A 20673-nucleotide genomic window follows, 5' to 3' on the forward strand; every position below is an offset into this window, starting at 1 on the left:
GGTAACGATCGAGGAGCAAATATCATGGCTGAACTGATGCTGGGCAACGTGGAAGAAAGCGTCTCCGATGAGGAAATCGGGGCGTTCCTTATCCGGTATGGCTTCCCTCAATTCAGTACAATCCGCCGTATCCCGGGCGCGGGCTCGCGGCCCGCGGCGCTGGTGATTTTCGACGACGTGACGGCGGACGGGTTGCGCATGCTGCAGCCGCGCGTCCACAACCTGTTCTGGAAGGGCCGCACGATCACCGCGTTGCTTCTTCCGGAGCGCGATGAATCATAGAACGCCCGGAGCCGCGTATGGGTCTGCTGTCGTGGTGGTCGTCGAGACGCCGCGCGTTGGCAACAGGGGACGGGGGCCGGTCGCTGTTGGCGAGCGAGGCATCGTGCAGCTTCACGGAAGGGGCGCGACTGCAGGCGCAGCTCGATGAGAACGATCGGGCTTTGTCCAATCTGGGCCTGAAGACAGAGGCGCTGGAGCGCGGCTGCAGATGGTCTGCAAGGTACTCGCGTTGCCGGGTGCCCATGTTCGACGGAAGGCGGTCGGGTGGTCTCGCCTCAATCGGTCCGGCGGGGGACGAGGTGGCCCTGACCGTCCTGATTGCCTTGTGCTACCAACTTATCCGGCTGGTCTATCCACGCGCGCAGCAGATGGTAAGTGACGGCAAGGATAACCGGGCCGATGAACAGGCCGACTGCTCCTATTGCGATCAGACCGCCTAGTACGCCTGAGAGGATGAGCACCATCGGCAGCGCAACCGCGCGACGGATGAGTATCGGCCGCAAAATGTTGTCGAGCGCCGAGACGGCGATGGTCCAGACGAGCAGCACGCTGGCCGTCAACTGCGCGTCATGCATGAATAGCCAGATCACGCAACCAAGCATGGGCAGCAATGGACCCAATTGTATGAGGCACATGACAAGCATCAGTGCGCTGAGCACACCGGCGAATGGAATGCCCGCGAGCCAGACCCCGACAGCGCCGAGCGAAGCCTGCACGAGTGCCGTGACCACGACGCCGAGTGCGATCGCGCGGATCGACTGACCTGTGAGGTGGATAATGTTCGCGCCGTTCCCGGGCGCCACTCGCAAAGCCAAAGCGGTCACGAGGGCGACCGCAGCCTCGCCCTGGCCATAAAGCAAGCCGCACACGATAAGCATCAATATCAGATGCACGGCAAACGAGCCGACCAGACCCATCTGAAGCAGAAGCCATTTCGCGACGACGGCGGCGTAGGGTTCCACCTTCGCGAGGATGCCCCCCGGACCCGCGTCGGACAGTTTTTGCCACTCACCCGTTACACGATCCATTAGCGGGACGCTGCTGAGCCAATGAGGCGGCGACGGAAGTGCGTAGCCAGGCAGGCCCTCCACGAAGTCCATGATGTCGGCCGTATGGCCGGCAAGCGTCGACACCGCGGCGTAGGTGGGGATGCATATCACCACGATTTCCAGCAACAGCATGACGGTGACGGCGAGTCCGCGCCGTCCTCCGAGCCACGGCTGGATTCTGAGCATGAGCGGCCATGTCGTGACGACAATCGTGGTGCCCCAGATCAACGCGGGCACGAACGGATGCACGATATAGAGGCTGCCGCCAATGAGCAGCAGAAGCGTCCCGACAGCCAGCACGATTCGGGCTAGATCTACTTGGGGCCGAATTACCTGGCGTTGCGGCTCGGGAGAGGATTGGGCCAAATCATCCATTGTCTGTTCGGCTCCGGTTCAACTGTGCAATCAACCCTGCGTGGCTACTTGGCTTGAGGTTCGACGGAAATTGCCACGGCTTCGTTGTAGAGCACTTCCAACCGGTCCCCCTTTTTGATCAGCTTGAGCTGGTCGGGATCCTGTACGACAAGGTCCACCGAATTGCCTTGCGGGCCTTTCAACGTAATCGCGCCGGTCTGGTGGTTGACGGCGGTCACGCTGGCCATGACCGTTATCTCCCTGCTTGCCGAGCCGCCGGGTTTGGCGCCCATCGGCGCTCGCTCCAAGGTCTGGCTCTCGTTGACGGCAAGGGGTGCGCCGCCTTTTTTGAGCGTGACGGTAACGGCCTGCGAGTACTCCGCCGTGACGACGTCGCCGATCTTCAGCTGGTCGAAGTTGCGTGCTTCTTCACTCACCACGACTTGCACGACCTTGCCTTTGGCGTCCTTTAGCCACACCGTTCGGGTGGCCGGCTCGATACCCACCACAGTCGAACTCGTCTTCACTGTGCCCTTCATGGATACTTTGCCGGGCGCGCTGTTGACCGCCACTTGTGGCTCTGTCTGGGCGGAAGCCATAGTAGCGAAAGACACGAACGCCGCTGCGACGATGAGTCTGCTGTTTCTCATGCTGCTCTCCTTGAACGCCTGCGCGCACGTCGACTTAGGCCCGAATGGCCGCCGGTCTTTCATGACAGGGCGGATTACCCGGCTTACACGCTAAAGTTCATTTGATGGAGTAGCCACGACCTTCCATACACGCGGCATAGGCGCGATTGAATGTGTCCATCGAACCCTGTGTCTGGGACTGTGTCGATGCCGCGGCCGCGCGCCGGTTCTGCCGCGCACGCGATCCGCCGACCATCGTGCCGGTTGCGGCTCCGATCGCCGCCCCTTTGCCCGCATCGCCCGCTATGGCTCCGATGACCGCGCCTCCGGCAGCGCCACGTGCGGCGCCCTGAACGCGCTCGCCGCCGCCCACCGCCGGTCCGGAAGGCGGAGGCGGGGCGTTGGCCATTGCCGCCGGGTCCACACCGGTGTTGTTCTTGGCCCACGAATAACAGGCGCCGTCATCCTGCTGTTGCGTTTGCGCGCTTTGCCCTTTCGCGGGATAGGCAATTGGCTTCGATTGCGCCATACCATCGCATGACATCGAACCCGCTAAAGCGGCGAGAAGAATGTACTTTCTCAACGTGATCACGGCGACTCCTTGCGTAAGTCCACACCTATGCGGACCGCCGGCTGCCTTTTTGGACTAGCGTGAAATCGAAGCTGGCGTGGGTGTTGAGTCCTGTCAGGATCGAGCGCTCGGCGAGGTGTCGGCAGCGATGGCATCTTCGCTCTCATCATTGCGTCCCGGGCATGCAGTGCGCAATCGGACCAAGGTCGTATTTGCAACAGGGCACCCGTCGGGTCCAAACTGTTTGTAGGGCACGTGTGTCTCGTTTCCATTGCTTCGGATAACTGTCTTTTAAAGGTCGTTTAAAGGCCGCAAGCCTGCTTGAGTGTGAAGAGTGAGGGGAAGCAACAATGGACCGCGTTATGCGTGCTTTTGAACGGATCATCCCGTTTGAGTGGGCGCCCGACAGGTGGCCGCGAGCGATCGTCGTGCAGGAACTCAAGTTGCCCCGGATCTCGATCCATGCGGTTATCGTCGCAATGCTGGCGCTCTACGTCATGTCGTCCGCCACGGTCTCAATTGCGCAGGCCCCCGCGGCTGATGTCGGCGCGGCCGCCGTTCCCGCTGCGACGCTCGACAAACTTGTCGGACCCATTGCGTTATATCCGGACGACCTCGTCGCCATCATTCTTCCCGCCGCGACTTACCCGGTGGAGATCGTGCAGGCGGATCGCTTCCTCGATCAGCGCAAAAGTGACAAGTCGCTCAAAGTCAACGAGAGCTGGCACGATCCCGTGAAGGCCTTGCTGAATTACCCCGAGGTCGTCAAAAGAATGAGTACGGATCTCGACTGGACGATCAGCGTCGGCGAAGCCGTCGTCGCCGATCAGGGCGCGGTACTGGAGGCGGTGCAGCGCTTCCGGCGTCAAACGCAGGCGGCGGGTCAGCTCAAAACCGACGACAAGCAGGTCGTGGTGGTCGAGAAGGAGGTGATCAAGATCGTCCCGGCCGACCCGCAGGTAATTTACGTGCCGCAATACAACCCGACCACCGTCGTGGTAGCCGGCGCACCTCCGAGCTATGCCTACCTGCCTGCACCTTATCCGGCCTACTACTATCCGTACGCTCCGGGTGCGGCGCTCGCGACGGGCCTGATATGGGGAGCGGCGATTGGCGCGGCCTGGAACGGCGGACACTACGAGGCTCATTACGGAGGCGGCGGCAATAACAACATCAACATCAACCGGGAGAGGAACGTCGAGCGAGGCGATCGGGAAAGGAATGTCGAGCGAGGCAATATCAACACGGGCGATGTCAACCGCACGCGAGGCCAGGGAGGGCAATCGTCCGCATGGCGATCCGAGAAGAAGCCAGGCCAGGTGAGCGGCACGACAGGCCGCGCCGCCGGCATGCAACGGGTCGGCGACGCACCGGCCCGCGGCGCCGCGGGAGGTGGTAACGCGGCTTCAGGAGGACGGCAGCAAGCCGCTCAACGACCGGCTACGCCGGCCACGAGAGACCAGGGTGCTCAGCGCCCCGCTTCGGCGGGCACGCGGGACCAAGGCGCGGGGGCCTCGCAAAGGGGCGGGGGCGATGCGTTTAGCGGCTACGGATCGGCGCGCGACGCACAGGCGAATAGTTCAAGGGGCGCGGCGAGTCGTCAGTCGTTCTCAGACTCCCACAGCCGGGCTTCTGGCCATTCCGGCGGTGGATTTTCATCGGGAGGCGGGCGCGGCGGTGGCGGTGGCGGCGGGTTCCAACGTGGCGGTGGTGGCGGCCGCGGTGGTGGACGGCGATAGGGGATGACAATGATTGACCCGATCAGGACCGGGACGAACCGGCGCGCGGAATGGCGGCCCCGCCTGGCAATATGGTGCGGGTTATACGCGATGGTTCTCGCATTGCTGATTCCGCTTGGTGCCTTTGCTGCGGAGCAGCGCACGTTCGCGACGCCGGAGCAGGCGGTCACCGCTTTGTCCGAGGCGCTGAAGGCCCGCGATGAAGCGACGCTAGTCGCCATTTTCGGCGAGGCGCACAAGCGCCTGGTGGTGTCGCCGGATCAGGCGGAGAACGAAGCGAATTGGGCCAAGGCGAGCGCGGAACTGGATGCCTTCCATGTCCTCGGTGAAGCCGGACCGGATCGGCGGATTCTACTGGTCGGCGACGAGGCCTGGCCGATGCCGATTCCCATCGTGAAGGAGAAGGGTAGCTGGCGGTTTGCCACGGAACTCGGCGAGGAAGAAATCCTGAATCGGCGTATCGGCGCAAACGAACGTGAGGCAATCCACGTGCTGCGCGCCTATGTCGACGCACAGCGGGAATATGCGTCACGTGATCGAAACAATGACGGCCTGCTGGAATACGCGCAAAAGCTTGCCAGCACGCCCGGCAGGCGGGACGGCCTTTACTGGCGGACAGACGAGAGCAGCGGTGAGGAAGCCAGTCCATTCGGACCGCTGATCGCCGCCAGCTCAGCGTATCTGAAGGGCCACCAGGCGGGTGACGCTTATCGGGGATATCACTTCCGCATCTTGACGCGGCAAGGCAAGAACGCGGCGGGCGGCGCCTTCAGCTACATCATCAACGGGCACATGCTCGCCGGCTTTGCGATGGTCGCCTATCCGGCCGAATATGGCACGACCGGTGTGATGACTTTCGTGGTCAACAACAACGGGGTGATTTACCAGAAGGATCGTGGCGCGAACGCGCCGCCCGTCACGGTGTTCGATCCGGACCAAACATGGCAGCGCGTCAACGATCCCTATTGAGGCGGTCGCCGCGTTTTATGCCCGGCTCTCGTGGCTCGCCGGCGGCTGCGACGGTAGACAGTACGGCAGCGCGGCTACGCAGGCATCTAGGACCAAGGTCCGATGTGGACCGCGCAGACTACCGACTATGCTTGAGGAGCAGCACGGCCCGGCCCGGGGGCATCGCGCACCTGATCGTGGAACGGCGTGCGGCCGTGCTCCTGTCGAGTTTGCTTCCGTCTGCGAGGCGCTACGTTGACCAACGAATCCAGCGTCACCGAGCCGGTGACGGATCAGATGCCCGCGCGCGGGTGGCGCAACGTGTTTCCGCCCGCGCAATGGCTCGGAGCCTATCAGCCTCGATGGCTCGTCAAGGACGCGGTAGCCGGAGTCACGCTCGCGGCCTACGGGATCCCGGTTTCGCTCGCGTATGCGCTGCTGGCCGGCTTACCCGCGCAATACGGCATCTACGGTTATCTCGTCGGGGGACTCTTCTACGCACTGTTCGGCTCGTCGCGCCAACTCGCGATCGGTCCGACTTCGGCGATCTCGATGCTGGTGGGCGTGACCGTCGCGGCGATGGCCAATGGCGATCCGGCGCGCTGGGCTTCGATCGCGGCGCTCACGGCCTTGGTGATCGCCGGCATGTGTCTGGTGGCCTGGCTGCTACGCCTGAGTTCACTGGTCAATTTCATCAGCGAGACGATCCTGCTCGGCTTCAAGGCGGGCGCGGCGTTGACTATCGCGATGACCCAACTGCCTAAACTCTTCGGGGTCAAGGGCGGCGGAGAGTCGTTCTTCGAGCGGATTGCCGTGCTCGGCGGGCAGCTAGGGCAGACCAATCTCGTCGTGCTCGGATTTGGTCTGGTCTGCATTGCGTTGCTGCTGCTCGGCGAAAAATATCTGCCGGGGCGTCCGGTGGCTCTCTTCGTCGTGATCGCGTCGATTGTCGTGTTGTCCGTCACGCCGCTGGCCAGTTCCGGCTTCAAGCTGGTGGGCGCCCTGCCTCAAGGGTTGCCCGAATTCCGCCTGCCAGGGTTGCGGATACGCGATGTCGATGGCGTCATTCCACTCGCTTTTGCGTGCCTGTTGCTGGCGTACGTCGAAAGCGTTTCGGCCGCGCGCGCGCTCGCGCAGGCCCACGGTTACGAGATCGACGCGCGCCAGGAACTGCTCGCTCTGGGAGCCGCGAATCTGGCTGCCGGATTATTCCAGGCGTATCCGGTCGCAGGCGGACTTTCTCAATCGTCGGTGAATGACAAGGCGGGTGCGAAGACTCCGCTTGCGCTCGTATTCGCGTCGATTGCCATCGGGCTCTGTCTCATGTTCCTGACAGGTTTGCTCGCCAACTTGCCCAATGTCGTGTTGGCGGCCATTGTATTGGTGGCCGTGAAGGGGTTGGTCGATATCGGCGAGCTACGCCATCTCTGGCGCGTCAGCCATTTTGAATTCGCTATCTCCATGGTCGCGTTCGCGGCGGTGCTGGTGCTGGGAATTCTGAATGGCGTGATCGTCGCGGTCATTGTCTCCATGCTCCTGATCATCCGGCGTGCCGCGCATCCTCATGTGGCGGTGCTAGGGCGTATCCCTGGCACGCGCATTTTCTCGGACATCGAACGGCACGCCGAGAACGAGGCGATTGCGCATGTGCTGACCGTGCGCGTCGAGGCGTCGCTGCTTTACTTCAATGTCGAGCATGTGCGCGAGACTGTCTGGCGGAGAATCCGCGCAGCTTCCGAGCCAGTCGAACTGGTGATCTGCGACCTGTCCGCGTCGCCGGTTGTCGACCTCGCGGGCGCGCGGATGCTGAAGGCGTTGCACGACGCGCTGCTGGCCGCCGGCACGGCGATGAAAGTGGTTGCCGCACACGCAGAGGTGCGCGACATGCTTCGTGCCGAGGGACTCGAAGATCGTTTTGGCCACATCGGCCGGCGCGGCTCGGTGGCTGACCTCGTCGACGAGTTTCAGTCGCAGGGGAAAATTGCCGATGGCCCGGGTGTGGCACCACAGGCCGCTACGTGATGTGGCCGTACCGCTATCAACGGAGATGATCCATGCAAGCGCATTCCCCCATGACCGTCCATTTGTTCGCGCGCCGGCTCGCCGGCGCCGCGTTGCTGGCCGGCGCGACTTTTAGCCATGCCGCGAATCTGAATTTCCTGAAAGACACGCCGGTGAGCTACATGAAGGAAGCTGACCGTAAAGCGCTCAACGACGCAGCCCAGGTGGCGCTCGAAACCAAGAAAGATGGCGAATCGATGGAATGGAACAACTCGGGCACCGGCAACTCCGTTTCGATCAAGGGCACGGTGACTCCGCGCGATACCTCGAAGGAGGGCGACAGAACTTGCCGCACCACGACGCTTGTCGCGATTGCAAAAGGCCAGACGCAAAGCTGGACGCCGACTGTCTGCAAACAGGGCAGCGGCCCCTGGAAGATCCTCAGGCAATGAGCGGAGCGTCGCAACGGGCGACGCCGACCAGGGAACGTTCTTCCTGGAGAGTGCAAATGAGCAAACGGGAAAAGCAGGATACCGGGAAGGCGGCGGGGCTCGCCGCGCTCAGTCCGTTCGAATTCAAAGACGAAATTGATCAAGGCGGCGGGTGGGGGCGCGGTGGAGCGCGTGGCGAACCTGGCGATACTGCCAGCCATTCGCGGCGGGTTCGGCAGCAGCGATTGCGCCGACCATCAACGGGGTTCGCCTCGCTTTCTCGACCGGTGGTTTGCCATGGGGTTTAGCGCTATGACGAATGTCGCCACGCCAATGATGAGTGCCAGGACGCCATAGCGGAATTCTTGTGGCACTTCATAGAGCAGACCCCGGATCGTCGCATAGAGTCCCCCGATCCAGATAAAAACGCCAACCGCCGCACAGCCGATTCTGAATTCAGAGCGTTTCATTAACGTCCCCCGGCACTCGCGCGAAGTTGAATTTCAGTTTAGGACATCAGATGCCGTTGCGGGAGCGAGGAATTACCTTTTAGGTCTGGATTACCGGGGGTGGGTTCGTCGGACTAAGGTCGTATTGCCTGTTGTCGGGAGAAGGGCCATTGTGGTGAGCCGTATCAATCGGCAAACCACAGATTGGCGTTGCGATGGCATGACGCTACAACGTTGGCCATTGTGTGGAGGGTCATGCCATGATGGACGCAAAAAATCAGATCTCCCGGAGTCAGGAGATCACCGCGAAGGTTGCGCGTCTTTATCAGAAGCGCTCGCAAATCGCGCAGCAGGGTTTCAGCCAACGCGTACATGATGCCGCGACCCGTCTCGGAGCCGACCGCGGCGCCGGGTCGCCAGGCAGCGCGTGGGCTGCCGCGCTCGACCCTTGGGCTGGCTACCGCCATGCCGTCGACGTGATGCAGCGCACGGTACTCTTTTGGGACACGCTGCGCCAGCGCGGAAATAGTTTTGTCGATCAGACGTCTCGCGGATTGCAGCCGGTGCTGCATTTTGCTTACGAGACCGTGCTCGACGCCCGCCTGTTCGCGCGTCCTGTCAACTATGCGTTGCTGCGTATCCTGCCGCCCGAAGGCGTGTCGATCGACATGCGCAAACGCCCTTATGTGATCATCGATCCGCGCGCGGGTCATGGCCCGGGCATCGGCGGTTTCAAGGACGATTCACAGGCGGGGGTGGCGCTGAAGGCCGGGCATCCGGTGTATTTCGTCATCTTTTTCCGCGACCCGGAACCCGGCCAGACAATGCTCGATGTTTGCGCGGCGGAGCAACAGTTCGTCCGGAAAGTCTGCGAGTTGCATCCCGACAGCGCTAAGCCCGCGATCGTCGGCAATTGCCAGGGCGGCTGGGCCGCGATGATGGTGGCGAGTTCCGACCCGGACCATACGGGGCCGCTCGTCATCAACGGCGCGCCGATGTCTTACTGGAGCGGCGCGTGGAGCGAAGGGGAGGGCGACAACCCCATGCGTTATTCCGGCGGCATGCTGGGAGGCACCTGGCTCGCGTCACTCACCGCGGATCTCGGCAACGGCAAGTTCGACGGTGCCCATCTGGTTCAGAACTTCGAGAACCTTAATCCCGCCAATAGCTTGTGGGACAAGTATTACCACCTCTTTGATAACGTCGATACGGAGCCGCCGCGTTTCCTTGACTTCGAACGCTGGTGGGGTGGGTACTATTTAATGAACCGCGAAGAGATCCAGTGGATTACGCAAAATCTGTTCATCGGCAACAAACTGTGGTCCGGGGAAGTCAGAGGCGTAGGTGGCAGCGCATTCGATCTACGCGACATCAAGTCGCCAATCATTCTGTTCGCCTCGCTCGGCGATAACATCACGCCACCGCAACAGGCGTTCAACTGGGTCGCTGACATTTACGGCAGCACGGAGGAAATCAAGGCGCGCGGCCAGGTGATTGTCGGGCTCATGCACAAGAGCATCGGCCACCTCGGCATCTTCGTGTCAGGCAAGGTGGCGAAAAAAGAGCATACGCAGATCACGTCGGTGCTGGAGACGATTGAGACGTTTCCACCGGGACTGTATGGCATGGAGATCACCGAACGCGAAGGAGCGAACGGTGCGACTGAATACGACGTGGAACTGCGTGAACATCGGCTCGAAGAAGTCAGCGCGCGTTTCAACCGGTTCGAGCGAGTGGACGAGCAGCCATTCGAGGCCGTGAAGCGGGTCTCGGAGTTGAATCAGCGGGCGTACGAGTTCTTCGTTCAGCCCTTTGTGCAGGCCATGTCGAACGAGACGACGGCCACTTTGCTGCGGCAATTTCACCCGCTGCGCGCGCAGCGTTGGGCATTCTCGGACATGAACCCGTGGCTCGCCTGGCTTGGACCGGCCGCCGAAGCGGTCAGCGCGACACGCAAAACGGACGCACGGGCTGACATGCCGCTGCGGCAGTTCGAACGATATGGCGCCGACATGATCAGCGCATCACTCGACTACTATCGCGCGATGCGTGACGCCGCGACCGAAAGTGCATTCTTCTCGCTCTACGGCAACATGTTTTCCGCGTATGAGGGCAGCGAGCGGAACGATGCGCTTGAAAAATCCACTCGAGCCGAGGCGAATCCGCGAGACCTGCCGTTCGTTAAGGATGCGCTTTCGTCGATGACGGAGGGCGGCTACAGCGAAGCCGTTGCGCGGGTGGCCTGTCTGCTGGCGCGGCGAGGCGAAGCACTTCCGCTTGCGCGGCTGGTGTTGCGCCAGCAACTCGCCGAGGATTACGCGGAGTACCTGCCGCAACTTCCGCCGGATCAGTGGCGGCGCATTCGCGGCGAGCAGGAAATCATCGTGTCCTACGAGCCGGATCAGGCGCTTGCGACGCTTCCCGTCCTGCTCGGCGACCGCGAAGATCGCAGCAAACTGCTCGGGCTGATCGCCAAGCTGCTTGCCGATAGCCGCGTGCAAGGCGCAGAGCCAACGCCCGCACAGTTGAGCATGCTAGAAGGCATTCAATCGATTCTACCTGTGAAGGCCCAGCGCGGGCCTCAAGCGTCGGCATCCGCGCGTTAGGTCCTTGACAGCGACGCCAGCCAGCCGGGCCTCCGGCACGAAGGAGATCTCATGGACCGCGAGCATGACAAGTATCAACGGCTCATCGACTTTTGCCGCACGCAGCAGCCAGTCATCACCGCAGTCGCGCACCCATGCGATCGAAGCTCGCTGGAAGGGGTGGTTCAGGCGGCGGAGCTTGGGCTGATCATACCGATTCTCGTTGGGCCGCAGCAGCGCATCCGGACGATCGCCGCGCAAGAGAACCTGGACATCGCGGACTTCACCCTTGTCGATGCATCGCACAGTCACGCCGCCGCTGCAAAGGCAGTCGAACTGGTGCGCGAAGGCAAAGCGGAGGCGCTGATGAAGGGCAGTCTGCACACGGACGAACTGATGGGTGCGGTCGTGAGCCGTGAAAGGGGGCTGCGCACGGCGCGCCGGGTAAGCCATTGTTTCGTGATGGACGTGCCTGGGCACGAGAACGCGCTGATCATCACGGACGCCGCCATTAACATCGCGCCCACGCTTGCGGAGAAAGTCGACATTCTGCAGAACGCCATTGATCTTGGGCACGCGATGCAGATGCCTGAGGTGCGCGTGGCTATCCTGTCGGCGATCGAAACAGTGAGTCCGAAGGTGCCATCGACGATCGAGGCCGCGGCCTTGTGCAAGATGGTCGACCGCCATCAGATCACGGGCGCGCTCGTCGATGGCCCTCTTGCGCTCGACAATGCAATCGATCTCGAAGCGGCACGAACCAAGAAGATCGACTCGGCAGTAGCCGGCCGCGCGAACGTGCTGATGGTACCCGATCTGGAAGCGGGCAACATGCTGGCAAAAAGTCTGTCGTTTCTTGCGGGCGCGGATGCTGCGGGCATCGTGCTCGGCGCGCGCGTGCCGATCATTCTGACGAGTCGCGCGGATTCGGTCAGGACACGGCTAGCGTCCTGTGCGGTCGCGTCGATGGTGGCGCGGATGCGCAAGGAAGAAGCCAGACTCATGGGGTGAAGCGATGGCCGATGTCATTCTCGTACTCAATGCCGGCTCGTCCAGCATCAAATTCAGCGCCTTCGATGCCGGGTCGCAGGATCTGGCGCTGGTGCTGCGTGGCCAGATCGAAGGCCTTTTCTCCGCGCCCCGGTTCCTGGCGTTCGACCAGTCCGGCGAGCAACTCGGCGTCAAAGAGTGGGGCGCTGCCGCACGGCTCGAACATGAAGGCGCGATTGCCTATATCGGTGAGTTCTTGCGCAGCAATCGCGGCGGCAATCGCCTTATCGCAGTGGGGCATCGCGTCGTGCATGGAGGCCAGCATTTCGCGCAACCGGCGCTTGCCACCCCGGACGTACTCGACGAACTCGATAAGCTTGCGCCACTGGCGCCGTTACATCAGGTCCACAATCTGAAGCCGATTCGCATCATCGCGACGCAGAATCCGGCGATGCCTCAGGTGGCCTGTTTCGATACCGCATTTCACGCAACCCAGGGGGAACTCGCTTACGCCTTCGCACTGCCCGAGTCGATTACGTCGTGCGGCGTGCGGCGCTATGGTTTCCACGGTCTTTCATACGAATACATCGCGAAAGCGTTGCCGCACATCTCACCGGAGGCCGCGAAAGGGCGCACCGTGGTCGCGCATCTGGGCAACGGCGCGAGCATGTGCGCCATGTTGGGAGGCCGCAGCATCGCGAGCACGATGGGCTTCACCGCTGTAGACGGACTGCCGATGGGCACGCGCTGCGGCAATCTCGATCCCGGCGTCATCCTGTATCTGTTCGACGAACTGGGCATGAACGCGCGCGAGGTGGAAGACCTGGTGTATCGCCGCTCAGGTCTATTGGGTGTGTCCGGCATATCGAGCGATATGCGCACTCTGCTCGCGAGCGACGACGCCCGCGCGCGTTTTGCGATCGAGCTGTACACGTACCGGATCGGGCGCGAACTCGGATCGCTCGTGGCCGCGCTCGATGGACTCGATGCACTGGTCTTCACGGCCGGCATCGGCGAGCGGTCGGCGGAAATCCGCCGGCGCGTCGCTGAAAAGGCGCGTTGGTGTGGCATCGAACTCGACGAGAACGCAAACGCTGCGGACGGTCCACGCATCAGTGCTGCTTCGAGCAAAGTCAGCGTATTGGTCATTCCCACCAATGAGGAACTGATGATCGCGCGGCACACCCGTAATCTGATTGGCGCTCACTGAACGAGCGTGAGAGTGTAAGGAGATCTTGTGATGAGTCTGGAACATCCACAGCCTGTTCTGCAAGGCGCGAAAGCGCTCGTGACGGGTATTGCGAACGAACACTCGATCGCTTATGGCTGCGCGAAGGCGTTTCGCGAACTGGGCGCCGAACTGGCCATTACCTACGCCGATGAAAAGGCGAAGCCCCATGTCGAACCGCTTGCCACGGGTCTTAACGCGCCGATTTTCATGCCGCTCGACGCGTCGAGCCAGAAAGAGCTGGAAGCAGTATTCGGGCGGATCACGAGTGAATGGAATCATCTGGACATCATGGTGCATTCCATCGCGTGGGCGCCGAAGGCCGACCTTCAGGGAGGGCTGCTCAACAGTTCGTCTGAAGGGTTTGGCGCCGCGATGGATATCTCCTGCCATTCGTTCGTGCGCATGGCGCGGCTTGCCGCACCCTTAATGAAAAATGGAGGCTCGATGTTCACCATGAGCTATCACGGTGCGAACAAGGTCGTCCCGAACTACAACCTGATGGGCCCCGTCAAGGCTGCGCTCGAAGCTTGCGCGCGCTATCTTGCCTATGAACTCGGACCGCAGGGTATCCGCGTACATGCGATCTCGCCGGGCCCGTTGAAGACGCGTGCAGCATCGGGCCTGAAGGACTTCGACCTTCTGCTGACAGAAGCGGCCGAGCGCGCACCGCTCGGCGAGCTGGTCGACATCATGGACGTCGGTTTCACCTGTGCCTTTCTCGCGACGCCGTATGCGCGACGTCTCTCGGGTGAGACGTTATATGTCGATGGAGGGGTGCACATCATGGCGTGATCCGCTCGATGCGGTTAACCTCAAACGCATCGACCTGACAGAGATGATCGGTTTGCCGCTAGAACCGGTTGCGCATGCTGGGATCGAATCTCGGATCGGGCTGTCTCTGCGTCTGCCGCAAGATGCCCTGATCATCGAAGTAGAAGTGGTAGAGCAGATGGTCGATATTGTTCTCCAGATACCGGTATGACCAGACCTCCCGGTTCGTTCGCTTGAAGTAGGCGGTTTCGAAGGGGCGGCCAAAGTTGACGAGCACGTCGTTGCGGGTCCACTTACCTATCTCCGCGCGATGGAACTCATTGTCCTGAAGTACTTGTCGAACACCCAGCACCTTGCCGGAAGCGTCGATGTCGGCTGCGGTAGTCGTCGTACCCATGGGCTGGGTCGGCCACATCAGCCGCTTGCCGCCGTTCGGCAAATCGTAAGTTTCCTTGGGCGGACCCAACCGGCCGATAAGTACGGACTGGTCTGCACCAGCCTCGACCTGCCGGTGCGGTTCCGTGCAAGCCGCGAGAAACAGCGCCGCGGTACATGCCGTTAAAAATGCGAGTCGATTAAGCATGTGAGTGCTCCGGTACGGGTGATCAGACCTGACAGTCTCTGTTCTCACCGAACATTCGCGCCGCGCTTAACAGACGAATGCAGGCATGGGTTGCTATCGGACGTGCTTGCTACGCTCGAAACAACGAGGCTGCGGTAATCTGACGACGCTCAGTTTGGTGACGGGCATCGATCCAGACTCAGTACTTGATGTTTCGGGCCGCCTGGCGTCCCTGCTCCTTGGTGTGTCGCTTGTCCTGCCGGCATTGCGAATTGCTTTGCTGATTGGCGGCGCGGCAATCCTGCTTGGTGTGTCGCGCGCCCTGGCGAGTGTCCTGGCGAACATCGCGTCCGGCGCGGCGTTGCTGCGCCTGCTCCGTCGCCCAGCACGCTCCCGTCGAAGCCGTTAGAAGCGTTGCGACTACAAGCCCGGTGAATCGACGGTTCCATTTAGACATGGCATGACCTCCAGTAGGGTGCGTGGGCCGCTGCTGAAGGACTGGGTTGCGGGGACGTCGGCCGCCTTCGGGGCCGCAGTGTCGAACCGGGACGCATCGATCAGCACGACACGCAGGCGCGTGGCAGCAAGCGCTTCAAACTTCTGGATGTTGGCGCCGCGAGCGCAGCGCGGATGTCGGGCTCGTACTTCTGCGCTTCCACGTCTGGTTTGACGCGCCCTGAATAATAGGCACCGACTTGATGGTTCGTTCCACAAATTAATTCTCTGACTCCGCTTACCATCGTAGTTCAAGCTACGAGTCTGCGCCTGCCGTTAGGGCATCGGACCATGGTCGTATTGTCATTCCAGGCCTTTAAACCTAGATTGAAATTTCGCCTTCAGACAGTCGAAAAGCTTCAATCCCAGCTAATGTGACCGGGCGAGCCTCAAGCGGGTGGAGCGACCAAGGCGCGGCGGTTCGATAGGCCGCAGCGTCCTTGTGCCTCGAAAGGAAACTGTTATGGATGCACTCAGGACGTTGCTCGAAACCCAGCAACTCTTCACGCTGTTTCTGACGGTCGCGTTGGGTTATCTGGTCGGCGAGATCAGCATCAAGGGGGTGTCGCTCGGCGCCGGGGCGGTGCTGTTCGTCGGGTTGGCTATCGGCGGTTTCGCGCCCAAGGCTGCACCGCCCGCGCTGCTCGGCACGCTCGGGCTGCTGCTCTTTCTCTACGGCATCGGCATCCAGTACGGCGACCAGTTCTTCAAGGGCCTGACGAGCATCGAGGGTCTCAAGGCCAATGCGGCTGCGGTGCTCGGGGTGGTGATCGGCGGGCTTGTGTCCGTTGCATTGGTGCCGCTCTTCGGCGTGAAGCTGGAGGAGGCGCTAGGCATGTTCGCGGGCGCGGGCACCAGCACCGCGAGCCTGCAAGCCGCGATGGCCGCCATGAAGAGCGACGGCCCGACGGTGGGCTACAGCGTCGCGTATCCGGTGGGCGTCGCGGGGCCGATCCTCTTCCTGTATGCCCTTAGCGCACTGCTCAAGCCGAACATCGCGCGGCCGCCGCCCAAGCTCGTCGAAACCGCCGAGATCGCCTTGAGAAATCCGGCGTTCATCGGTGTGACGCTGGCGGAGTTCGCGGCACGCATGCCGTCAGGGCTTGGGATCGCCGCGGTTCGCCGCGACCACCACAATCGACCGCCCGCCGACGATCTCGTCCTCGCCGCCGACGATGTCCTTCTCGCCACCGCCACGGACCCCGCCGTGCTGCGCGAGGCCACCTCGATGTCCGGCGAACTGCAGCCCGGCCGCATGGCGAGCCATCGGGAGGATCTCGACTACGCGCGTGTGTTCGCGTCGAGCCGGGGCGTGGTTGGACGCATGTTGCGCGACATCCGTTTCCCCGAGGGCGTCGTCTGCACGATCGCACACGTGCGCCGCGGCGACGCCGACCTCATGCCGAACCCGGAGCTCGTCCTCGAATTCGGCGACCGGGTCGGCGTGCTCGTCAATCGCGCGCATCTCAAGCCGATTCGTGCTCTATTCGGCGATTCCATCAAGGGCACGGCCGAGCTGAACTTCATCTCGATTGGCGCCGGCGCGGCGCTGGGCCTCCTGGTAGGCGCGATTCCGCTCACGATTCCGGGTGTCGGCAAGCTCGCGCTCGGGCTCGCGGCGCTCCTTCTGACGGCGCTCGTCCTCGGCCGCGTGCGGCGCTTCGGGCCGTTCGTCTGGACGATGCCGCTCTCGGCCAATCTCGTACTGCGCAACTTCGGCCTGACTATCTTCCTTGCGCAGGTGGGCATTACCTCTGGCCCAAAATTCTTCGCGACCGTCGGCGTAACGGGCGTGTCGTTTCTGCTCTATGGCGTCGCCATCCTTCTCGCGCTCGTCGTCGTTACGGCGCTTGTCTGCCTATGGATTTTCAGGCTGCCGTTCGACATGACGGTGGGCGTCATCAGCGGCGCGACGGGTAATCCGGCGATCCTCGCATTCGCTAACCGTGTCGCACCGACCGATCGGCCCGACGTCGGCTACGCAATGATTTTCCCGTCGATGACCATTGTGAAAATCCTGTTCGTGCAGGTTGCCGTGCTACTGACGGGCGGATAGTGCGTCAGCCGAACCCCCGAACCTCGACCAGCCACGGAGGCCCTCGATGGACATAGCCGTCTTCAGCGCGAAGCCTTACGACCGCGAGTATCTCAACGCCGCGAACGCGGCGCATCGCCACCGTCTTCAGTACTTCGACGTGCCCCTCGACGTCGAGACGGCGGCGCTCGCCGCAGGGCACGGCGCCGTGTGCATCTTCGTCAATGACCTCGCGGACTCGCCCGTACTTCAGGCGCTAAAGCAGGGCGGTACGAAGCTTGTCGCTTTGCGCTGCACCGGGTTCAACAACGTCGATCTGAAAGCGGCGGAGAGCCTCGGGATCAAGGTGGTTCGCGTGGTGGACTACTCGCCGAACTCGGTGGCCGAGCACGCTGTCGCGCTGCTGATGGCGATCAACCGCAAGATCCACCGCGCCTACAATCGCACGCGCGACTTCAATTTTTCCCTCGACGGTCTGATGGGCTTCGACTTGTGCGGCAAGACGGTCGCCGTCATCGGCACAGGGAAGATCGGGCGGGTCTTCGGTAAGATCATGGTGGGGTTCGGCTGTAACGTGATCGGCTATGACAAGTTTCCGTCGCCGGAATTCGAGGCGTTAGGAGCGCGTTACGCGCTGCCGGGAGAAATCGGCGTGAGCGCGGACATCATCTCGCTGCATTGTCCGCTTACCCCCGAGACTTATCACGTGATAGACGCCGATACGCTTTCGCGCGCGAAGCCCGGCGCGCTGCTGATCAATACGAGCCGCGGCGCGCTCATCGACACCGAGGCGGTGATTGCCGCGCTGAGAACTGGCCAGTTGGGCGGTCTTGCGATCGATGTGTACGAGCAGGAGGCAGAGTTGTTTTTTCGCGACCTGTCCGGCACCATCATCGCGGACGACGTACTGCAGCGGCTCATCACATTCCCGAACGTGATCGTGACGGGACACCAGGCCTTTCTCACGCGCGAGGCGGTCACGACGATCTGCGCAACGACCCTGCAAAGCGTCACGGAGTTCGAGACGGGCAAGCCGCTTTCGAACCAGATTAGCGCGAGCTGAATGCAACCCTCTGCGGACGTAACGTGCGGGCGGGTGAGTTTCGCCTGCTTATGGCTGAGCGTGACAGGCTTTTTCGTTCTGTCGGCGGCGCTCATCAATCCGGCGGCTGCCGCGTTGCCATCCGGGTTGCAAAACCTCGTCGACAATGCGACGGGTGGCTCTGCACCGACCGCCTCGGCGGCACAGGCTGCATCGACGCCAGCGCTCGCGAGTCAGGCCGAATTGGCGCGCTCGCTGGACAGTCTGATCGGCACGCTCGAGAGCGACCCAGAGCGCAAAGCGCTGGTCGCCCAGTTGAAGGGGCTTCGTGCAGGCACCCAAAGTGCCGCACCCGTGGTGCCGGCATCGTCCGCACAGGACAACAGCGATCTGCTCGGCGCGATTGCCTCAGGCATTGCGTCTGTCGAGACGGATTTGAGCGAGGGCCGCACACCGTTGCATTACTGGGCGGCTCGTTCGAGCGCGGCGGCCAACGATCTTGGGACCATTCTCAGAGGCGCAAGCGGCGAGTCGTTCGGCAACGTCCTGCTTGGCCTGATCGGGACGCTTGCGGGCTGGGCCGCGTGCGCCGGCCTGTTGATCTATCTCGGGCGGAGCGTCAGTGCACGTTATGGCTGGAAGGTCACGCTCGAACCGAGTCCAACTTCATTCGAACTTTTGAGTTTTGCATTTTGGCGCACGGCGCCATGGATCGTCGCATTCGTGGCGGTGGCGCTGTTCATGCGAGGCATGCCTGACGCGCTCGGCAGCACGTTAGGGCTTGTGATCGTTTATACAATAGTCGCAGGCTCGATTTTCTCGGCGCTCTGCCTGATCGTGTTCTCGGCGTTCAATACGGCGCACCGGCGTGTCGCGGTTCACCAGTTGCTCGCGCAAAGCCGCTGGCCGCTTTTCGCGATCGGTGCATGTGGCGCGCTCGGCGACGCGACGGCCAATCCGGACGTCACGGGCCTGCTCGGCGTGAATCTCGCCGGGCTCGTGTCGGCATCCGCCAACGTGGCAGCGGCCGTCCTGATCGGTTATTTCGCAATCGCTTACCGCCGGCCGGTCACGCATCTGATACGCAATCGCCCGTATGCGGGAAGGCGTGACCACAAACTCGCCACGGAGGCGCTCGATATCCTCGCATCGCTGTGGCACATCCCGATCCTTTTAATCGCGATCGCTTCGGTCGTTGCGATTATCGATGCGCGCGGTTCGGAAGAAAACGTATTGCAGCCGTCGCTTCTCAGTGCGCTGTTACTCGTGCTCACGCTGTTCGTGTCGGCGCTGCTGATGCACCTGACGCGCCGAAGGGACACCCGCGCGCACCGCCGCGCGCCTCACCTGATGCGACTCTTGCGCTTCGCGAGCACGCTACTCGTTCTTTTGATGTGGCTTGCGTTCATTCAATTCGAACTGGACCTGTGGAGCGGTCCGATTGCGCGGATGATCAAGCACGGCACGATGACACCCAGTTTCAAGCACGCGCTGGTTACAGTCATCGCGACGGTTTTCTGCGCCTGGTTCATATGGATACTTTGCGATACCGCAATCCTTAACGCGCTGGGCCCGAGCAGTTCGCGAAACAAAGCACTCGATCCCGGCGTGCGGGCACGCACGATGTTGCCGCTCGTACGCAACGCTGTTTCCGTGACGGTTGTGACGCTCGCCGCCATCGTTGCCGCTGCCACCCTGGGCGTCAATCTGACACCCCTCCTTGCGGGTGCGGGCGTAATCGGTCTCGCAGTCGGCTTTGGTGCGAAGGCACTCGTCACTGATCTGATCACGGGGCTCTTCATCATTATCGAGGAGACGATCTCGGTCGGCGACTGGATTGAGATTGACGGCAGCCATGCTGGCGCCGTTATGGACCTGACGATCCGCACGGTCCGGTTGCGCGACGGACAAGGTGCGGTTCACACCATTCCCTTCTCGCAGATCAAGATCGTGAAGAACCTCTCGCGCGACTTCGCCAACGCGGTGTTCGAGGTACGGGTGCCCTTCGCCGTTGAACTCGATGACGTCACACGCATGATTGTGGAAGTGGGCGCCGATCTGCAGGAAGATTTTCGCCTGCGCAACGAAATACTTGCGCCCGTCGAAGTGTGGGGGCTAGACCGATTCGAGGCTAACTGGATGGTCGTGAAAGGGCAGATCAAGACGCGGCCGTTGCAGCAGTGGAGCGTGGCGCGCGCTTTTAACGCTCGACTCAAGCGCAAGATGGATGAAGCGGGTATTGAAATTCCTGTACCGCATATGCGGCTTCATACCCCGGCAAACGGGCCCAATGCATCGTCGCAGTCTGACGAGGACGCCGAGAACGACAGCGGGCAAGCGAACGACGCGAACAGTGAGGCAGCGCGCAGTCCGGCCCGTACCGTGCCTGTGGAACCGCGGGTGCTCAAGGAGCCGCCCGCAACTCAGCCCGTGGTCCAGACAGGTTCCAAATCGTCCATCAATTCCCCCGGTAGCGATACCGGACGTCTTTAAGATGCGGTACGTGAGC

Annotated in this window: 18 protein-coding genes; 12 read left to right on the forward strand and 6 right to left on the reverse strand. The window is 62.1% G+C overall.

The window, feature by feature from the left end:
- Nucleotides 1–24 precede the first annotated feature (24 nt).
- The gene (locus B0G81_RS10500; RefSeq protein ID WP_106277869.1) at nucleotides 25–282 is read left to right on the forward strand and encodes an RNA-binding protein; all 258 of its coding nucleotides are present in this window, start codon (nucleotides 25–27) and stop codon (nucleotides 280–282) included.
- Between the two features lie 275 nt (nucleotides 283–557).
- Here B0G81_RS10500 and ydiK read toward each other — a convergent pair whose 3' ends face one another.
- The 3 genes from ydiK to B0G81_RS10515 all read right to left on the reverse strand — a co-directional run bounded on the left by ydiK (nucleotide 558) and on the right by B0G81_RS10515 (nucleotide 2858).
- The gene (ydiK, locus tag B0G81_RS10505; RefSeq protein ID WP_134135073.1) at nucleotides 558–1706 is read right to left on the reverse strand and encodes an AI-2E family transporter YdiK; all 1149 of its coding nucleotides are present in this window, start codon (nucleotides 1704–1706) and stop codon (nucleotides 558–560) included.
- 44 nt (nucleotides 1707–1750) lie between these two features.
- Entirely contained in the window at nucleotides 1751–2335 is a 585-nt protein-coding gene (locus tag B0G81_RS10510; RefSeq protein WP_134135078.1) for a hypothetical protein, read from the reverse strand.
- Nucleotides 2336–2432: 97 nt separating this feature from the next.
- The gene (locus B0G81_RS10515) at nucleotides 2433–2858 is read right to left on the reverse strand and encodes a glycine zipper family protein (protein ID WP_106278373.1); all 426 of its coding nucleotides are present in this window, start codon (nucleotides 2856–2858) and stop codon (nucleotides 2433–2435) included.
- 389 nt (nucleotides 2859–3247) lie between these two features.
- Between B0G81_RS10515 and B0G81_RS10520 the strand changes: the two genes are divergently transcribed.
- The 4 genes from B0G81_RS10520 (at nucleotide 3248) to B0G81_RS10535 (ending at nucleotide 8025) form a co-directional block, all read left to right on the forward strand.
- Nucleotides 3248–4624 carry a DUF3300 domain-containing protein gene (locus tag B0G81_RS10520; protein ID WP_243856411.1) on the forward strand — a complete coding sequence of 459 codons (1377 nt, stop codon included), beginning with the start codon at nucleotides 3248–3250 and terminating at the stop codon, nucleotides 4622–4624.
- Nucleotides 4625–4627: 3 nt separating this feature from the next.
- A complete protein-coding gene (locus tag B0G81_RS10525; RefSeq protein WP_243856412.1) occupies nucleotides 4628–5593 on the forward strand; it encodes a DUF2950 domain-containing protein in 966 nt (321 codons plus the stop codon).
- A gap of 276 nt (nucleotides 5594–5869) precedes the next feature.
- Nucleotides 5870–7594, forward strand: coding sequence for a SulP family inorganic anion transporter (locus B0G81_RS10530; RefSeq protein WP_134143058.1), 1725 nt, complete (start codon nucleotides 5870–5872; stop codon nucleotides 7592–7594).
- A 32-nt stretch (nucleotides 7595–7626) separates the two neighbouring features.
- The gene (locus B0G81_RS10535) at nucleotides 7627–8025 is read left to right on the forward strand and encodes an RT0821/Lpp0805 family surface protein (protein WP_116144712.1); all 399 of its coding nucleotides are present in this window, start codon (nucleotides 7627–7629) and stop codon (nucleotides 8023–8025) included.
- A gap of 236 nt (nucleotides 8026–8261) precedes the next feature.
- Here B0G81_RS10535 and B0G81_RS10540 read toward each other — a convergent pair whose 3' ends face one another.
- Complete coding sequence (locus B0G81_RS10540) at nucleotides 8262–8474, reverse strand: DUF2964 family protein (protein WP_116121599.1); 213 nt, start codon at nucleotides 8472–8474, stop codon at nucleotides 8262–8264.
- Nucleotides 8475–8716: 242 nt separating this feature from the next.
- Between B0G81_RS10540 and B0G81_RS10545 the strand changes: the two genes are divergently transcribed.
- The 4 genes from B0G81_RS10545 to fabI are packed head-to-tail and all read left to right on the forward strand — an operon-like array spanning nucleotide 8717 to nucleotide 14051.
- On the forward strand, nucleotides 8717–11059 hold the full coding sequence (locus tag B0G81_RS10545; RefSeq protein ID WP_134143059.1) for a DUF3141 domain-containing protein: 2343 nt from the start codon (nucleotides 8717–8719) through the stop codon (nucleotides 11057–11059).
- 51 nt (nucleotides 11060–11110) lie between these two features.
- Nucleotides 11111–12049: a phosphate acetyltransferase gene (locus B0G81_RS10550; protein WP_134135084.1), complete on the forward strand. Its 939-nt coding sequence runs from the start codon at nucleotides 11111–11113 to the stop codon at nucleotides 12047–12049.
- Between the two features lie 4 nt (nucleotides 12050–12053).
- The gene (locus B0G81_RS10555) at nucleotides 12054–13238 is read left to right on the forward strand and encodes an acetate/propionate family kinase (protein ID WP_134135087.1); all 1185 of its coding nucleotides are present in this window, start codon (nucleotides 12054–12056) and stop codon (nucleotides 13236–13238) included.
- 30 nt (nucleotides 13239–13268) lie between these two features.
- The gene (gene fabI, locus B0G81_RS10560; protein WP_134135090.1) at nucleotides 13269–14051 is read left to right on the forward strand and encodes an enoyl-ACP reductase FabI; all 783 of its coding nucleotides are present in this window, start codon (nucleotides 13269–13271) and stop codon (nucleotides 14049–14051) included.
- Nucleotides 14052–14109: 58 nt separating this feature from the next.
- Here the strand turns inward: fabI and B0G81_RS10565 are convergent, their stop codons facing one another.
- Complete coding sequence (locus B0G81_RS10565; RefSeq protein ID WP_106277853.1) at nucleotides 14110–14613, reverse strand: hypothetical protein; 504 nt, start codon at nucleotides 14611–14613, stop codon at nucleotides 14110–14112.
- Nucleotides 14614–14791: 178 nt separating this feature from the next.
- On the reverse strand, nucleotides 14792–15049 hold the full coding sequence (locus B0G81_RS10570; protein WP_106277851.1) for a hypothetical protein: 258 nt from the start codon (nucleotides 15047–15049) through the stop codon (nucleotides 14792–14794).
- A 501-nt stretch (nucleotides 15050–15550) separates the two neighbouring features.
- Between B0G81_RS10570 and B0G81_RS10580 the strand changes: the two genes are divergently transcribed.
- From B0G81_RS10580 to B0G81_RS10590, 3 genes are all read left to right on the forward strand, one after another.
- Entirely contained in the window at nucleotides 15551–17143 is a 1593-nt protein-coding gene (locus tag B0G81_RS10580; RefSeq protein ID WP_134135094.1) for a TrkA C-terminal domain-containing protein, read from the forward strand.
- A gap of 46 nt (nucleotides 17144–17189) precedes the next feature.
- Nucleotides 17190–18185 (forward strand): 2-hydroxyacid dehydrogenase, encoded by a 996-nt coding sequence (locus B0G81_RS10585; protein ID WP_134135097.1) that lies wholly within the window; start codon nucleotides 17190–17192, stop codon nucleotides 18183–18185.
- A gap of 114 nt (nucleotides 18186–18299) precedes the next feature.
- Nucleotides 18300–20657 (forward strand): mechanosensitive ion channel family protein, encoded by a 2358-nt coding sequence (locus tag B0G81_RS10590; RefSeq protein WP_243856755.1) that lies wholly within the window; start codon nucleotides 18300–18302, stop codon nucleotides 20655–20657.
- Nucleotides 20658–20673: the final 16 nt, after the last annotated feature.

The sequence above is a fragment of the Paraburkholderia sp. BL6665CI2N2 genome, assembly GCF_004366535.1.
Taxonomy (GTDB): Bacteria; Pseudomonadota; Gammaproteobacteria; order Burkholderiales; family Burkholderiaceae; genus Paraburkholderia.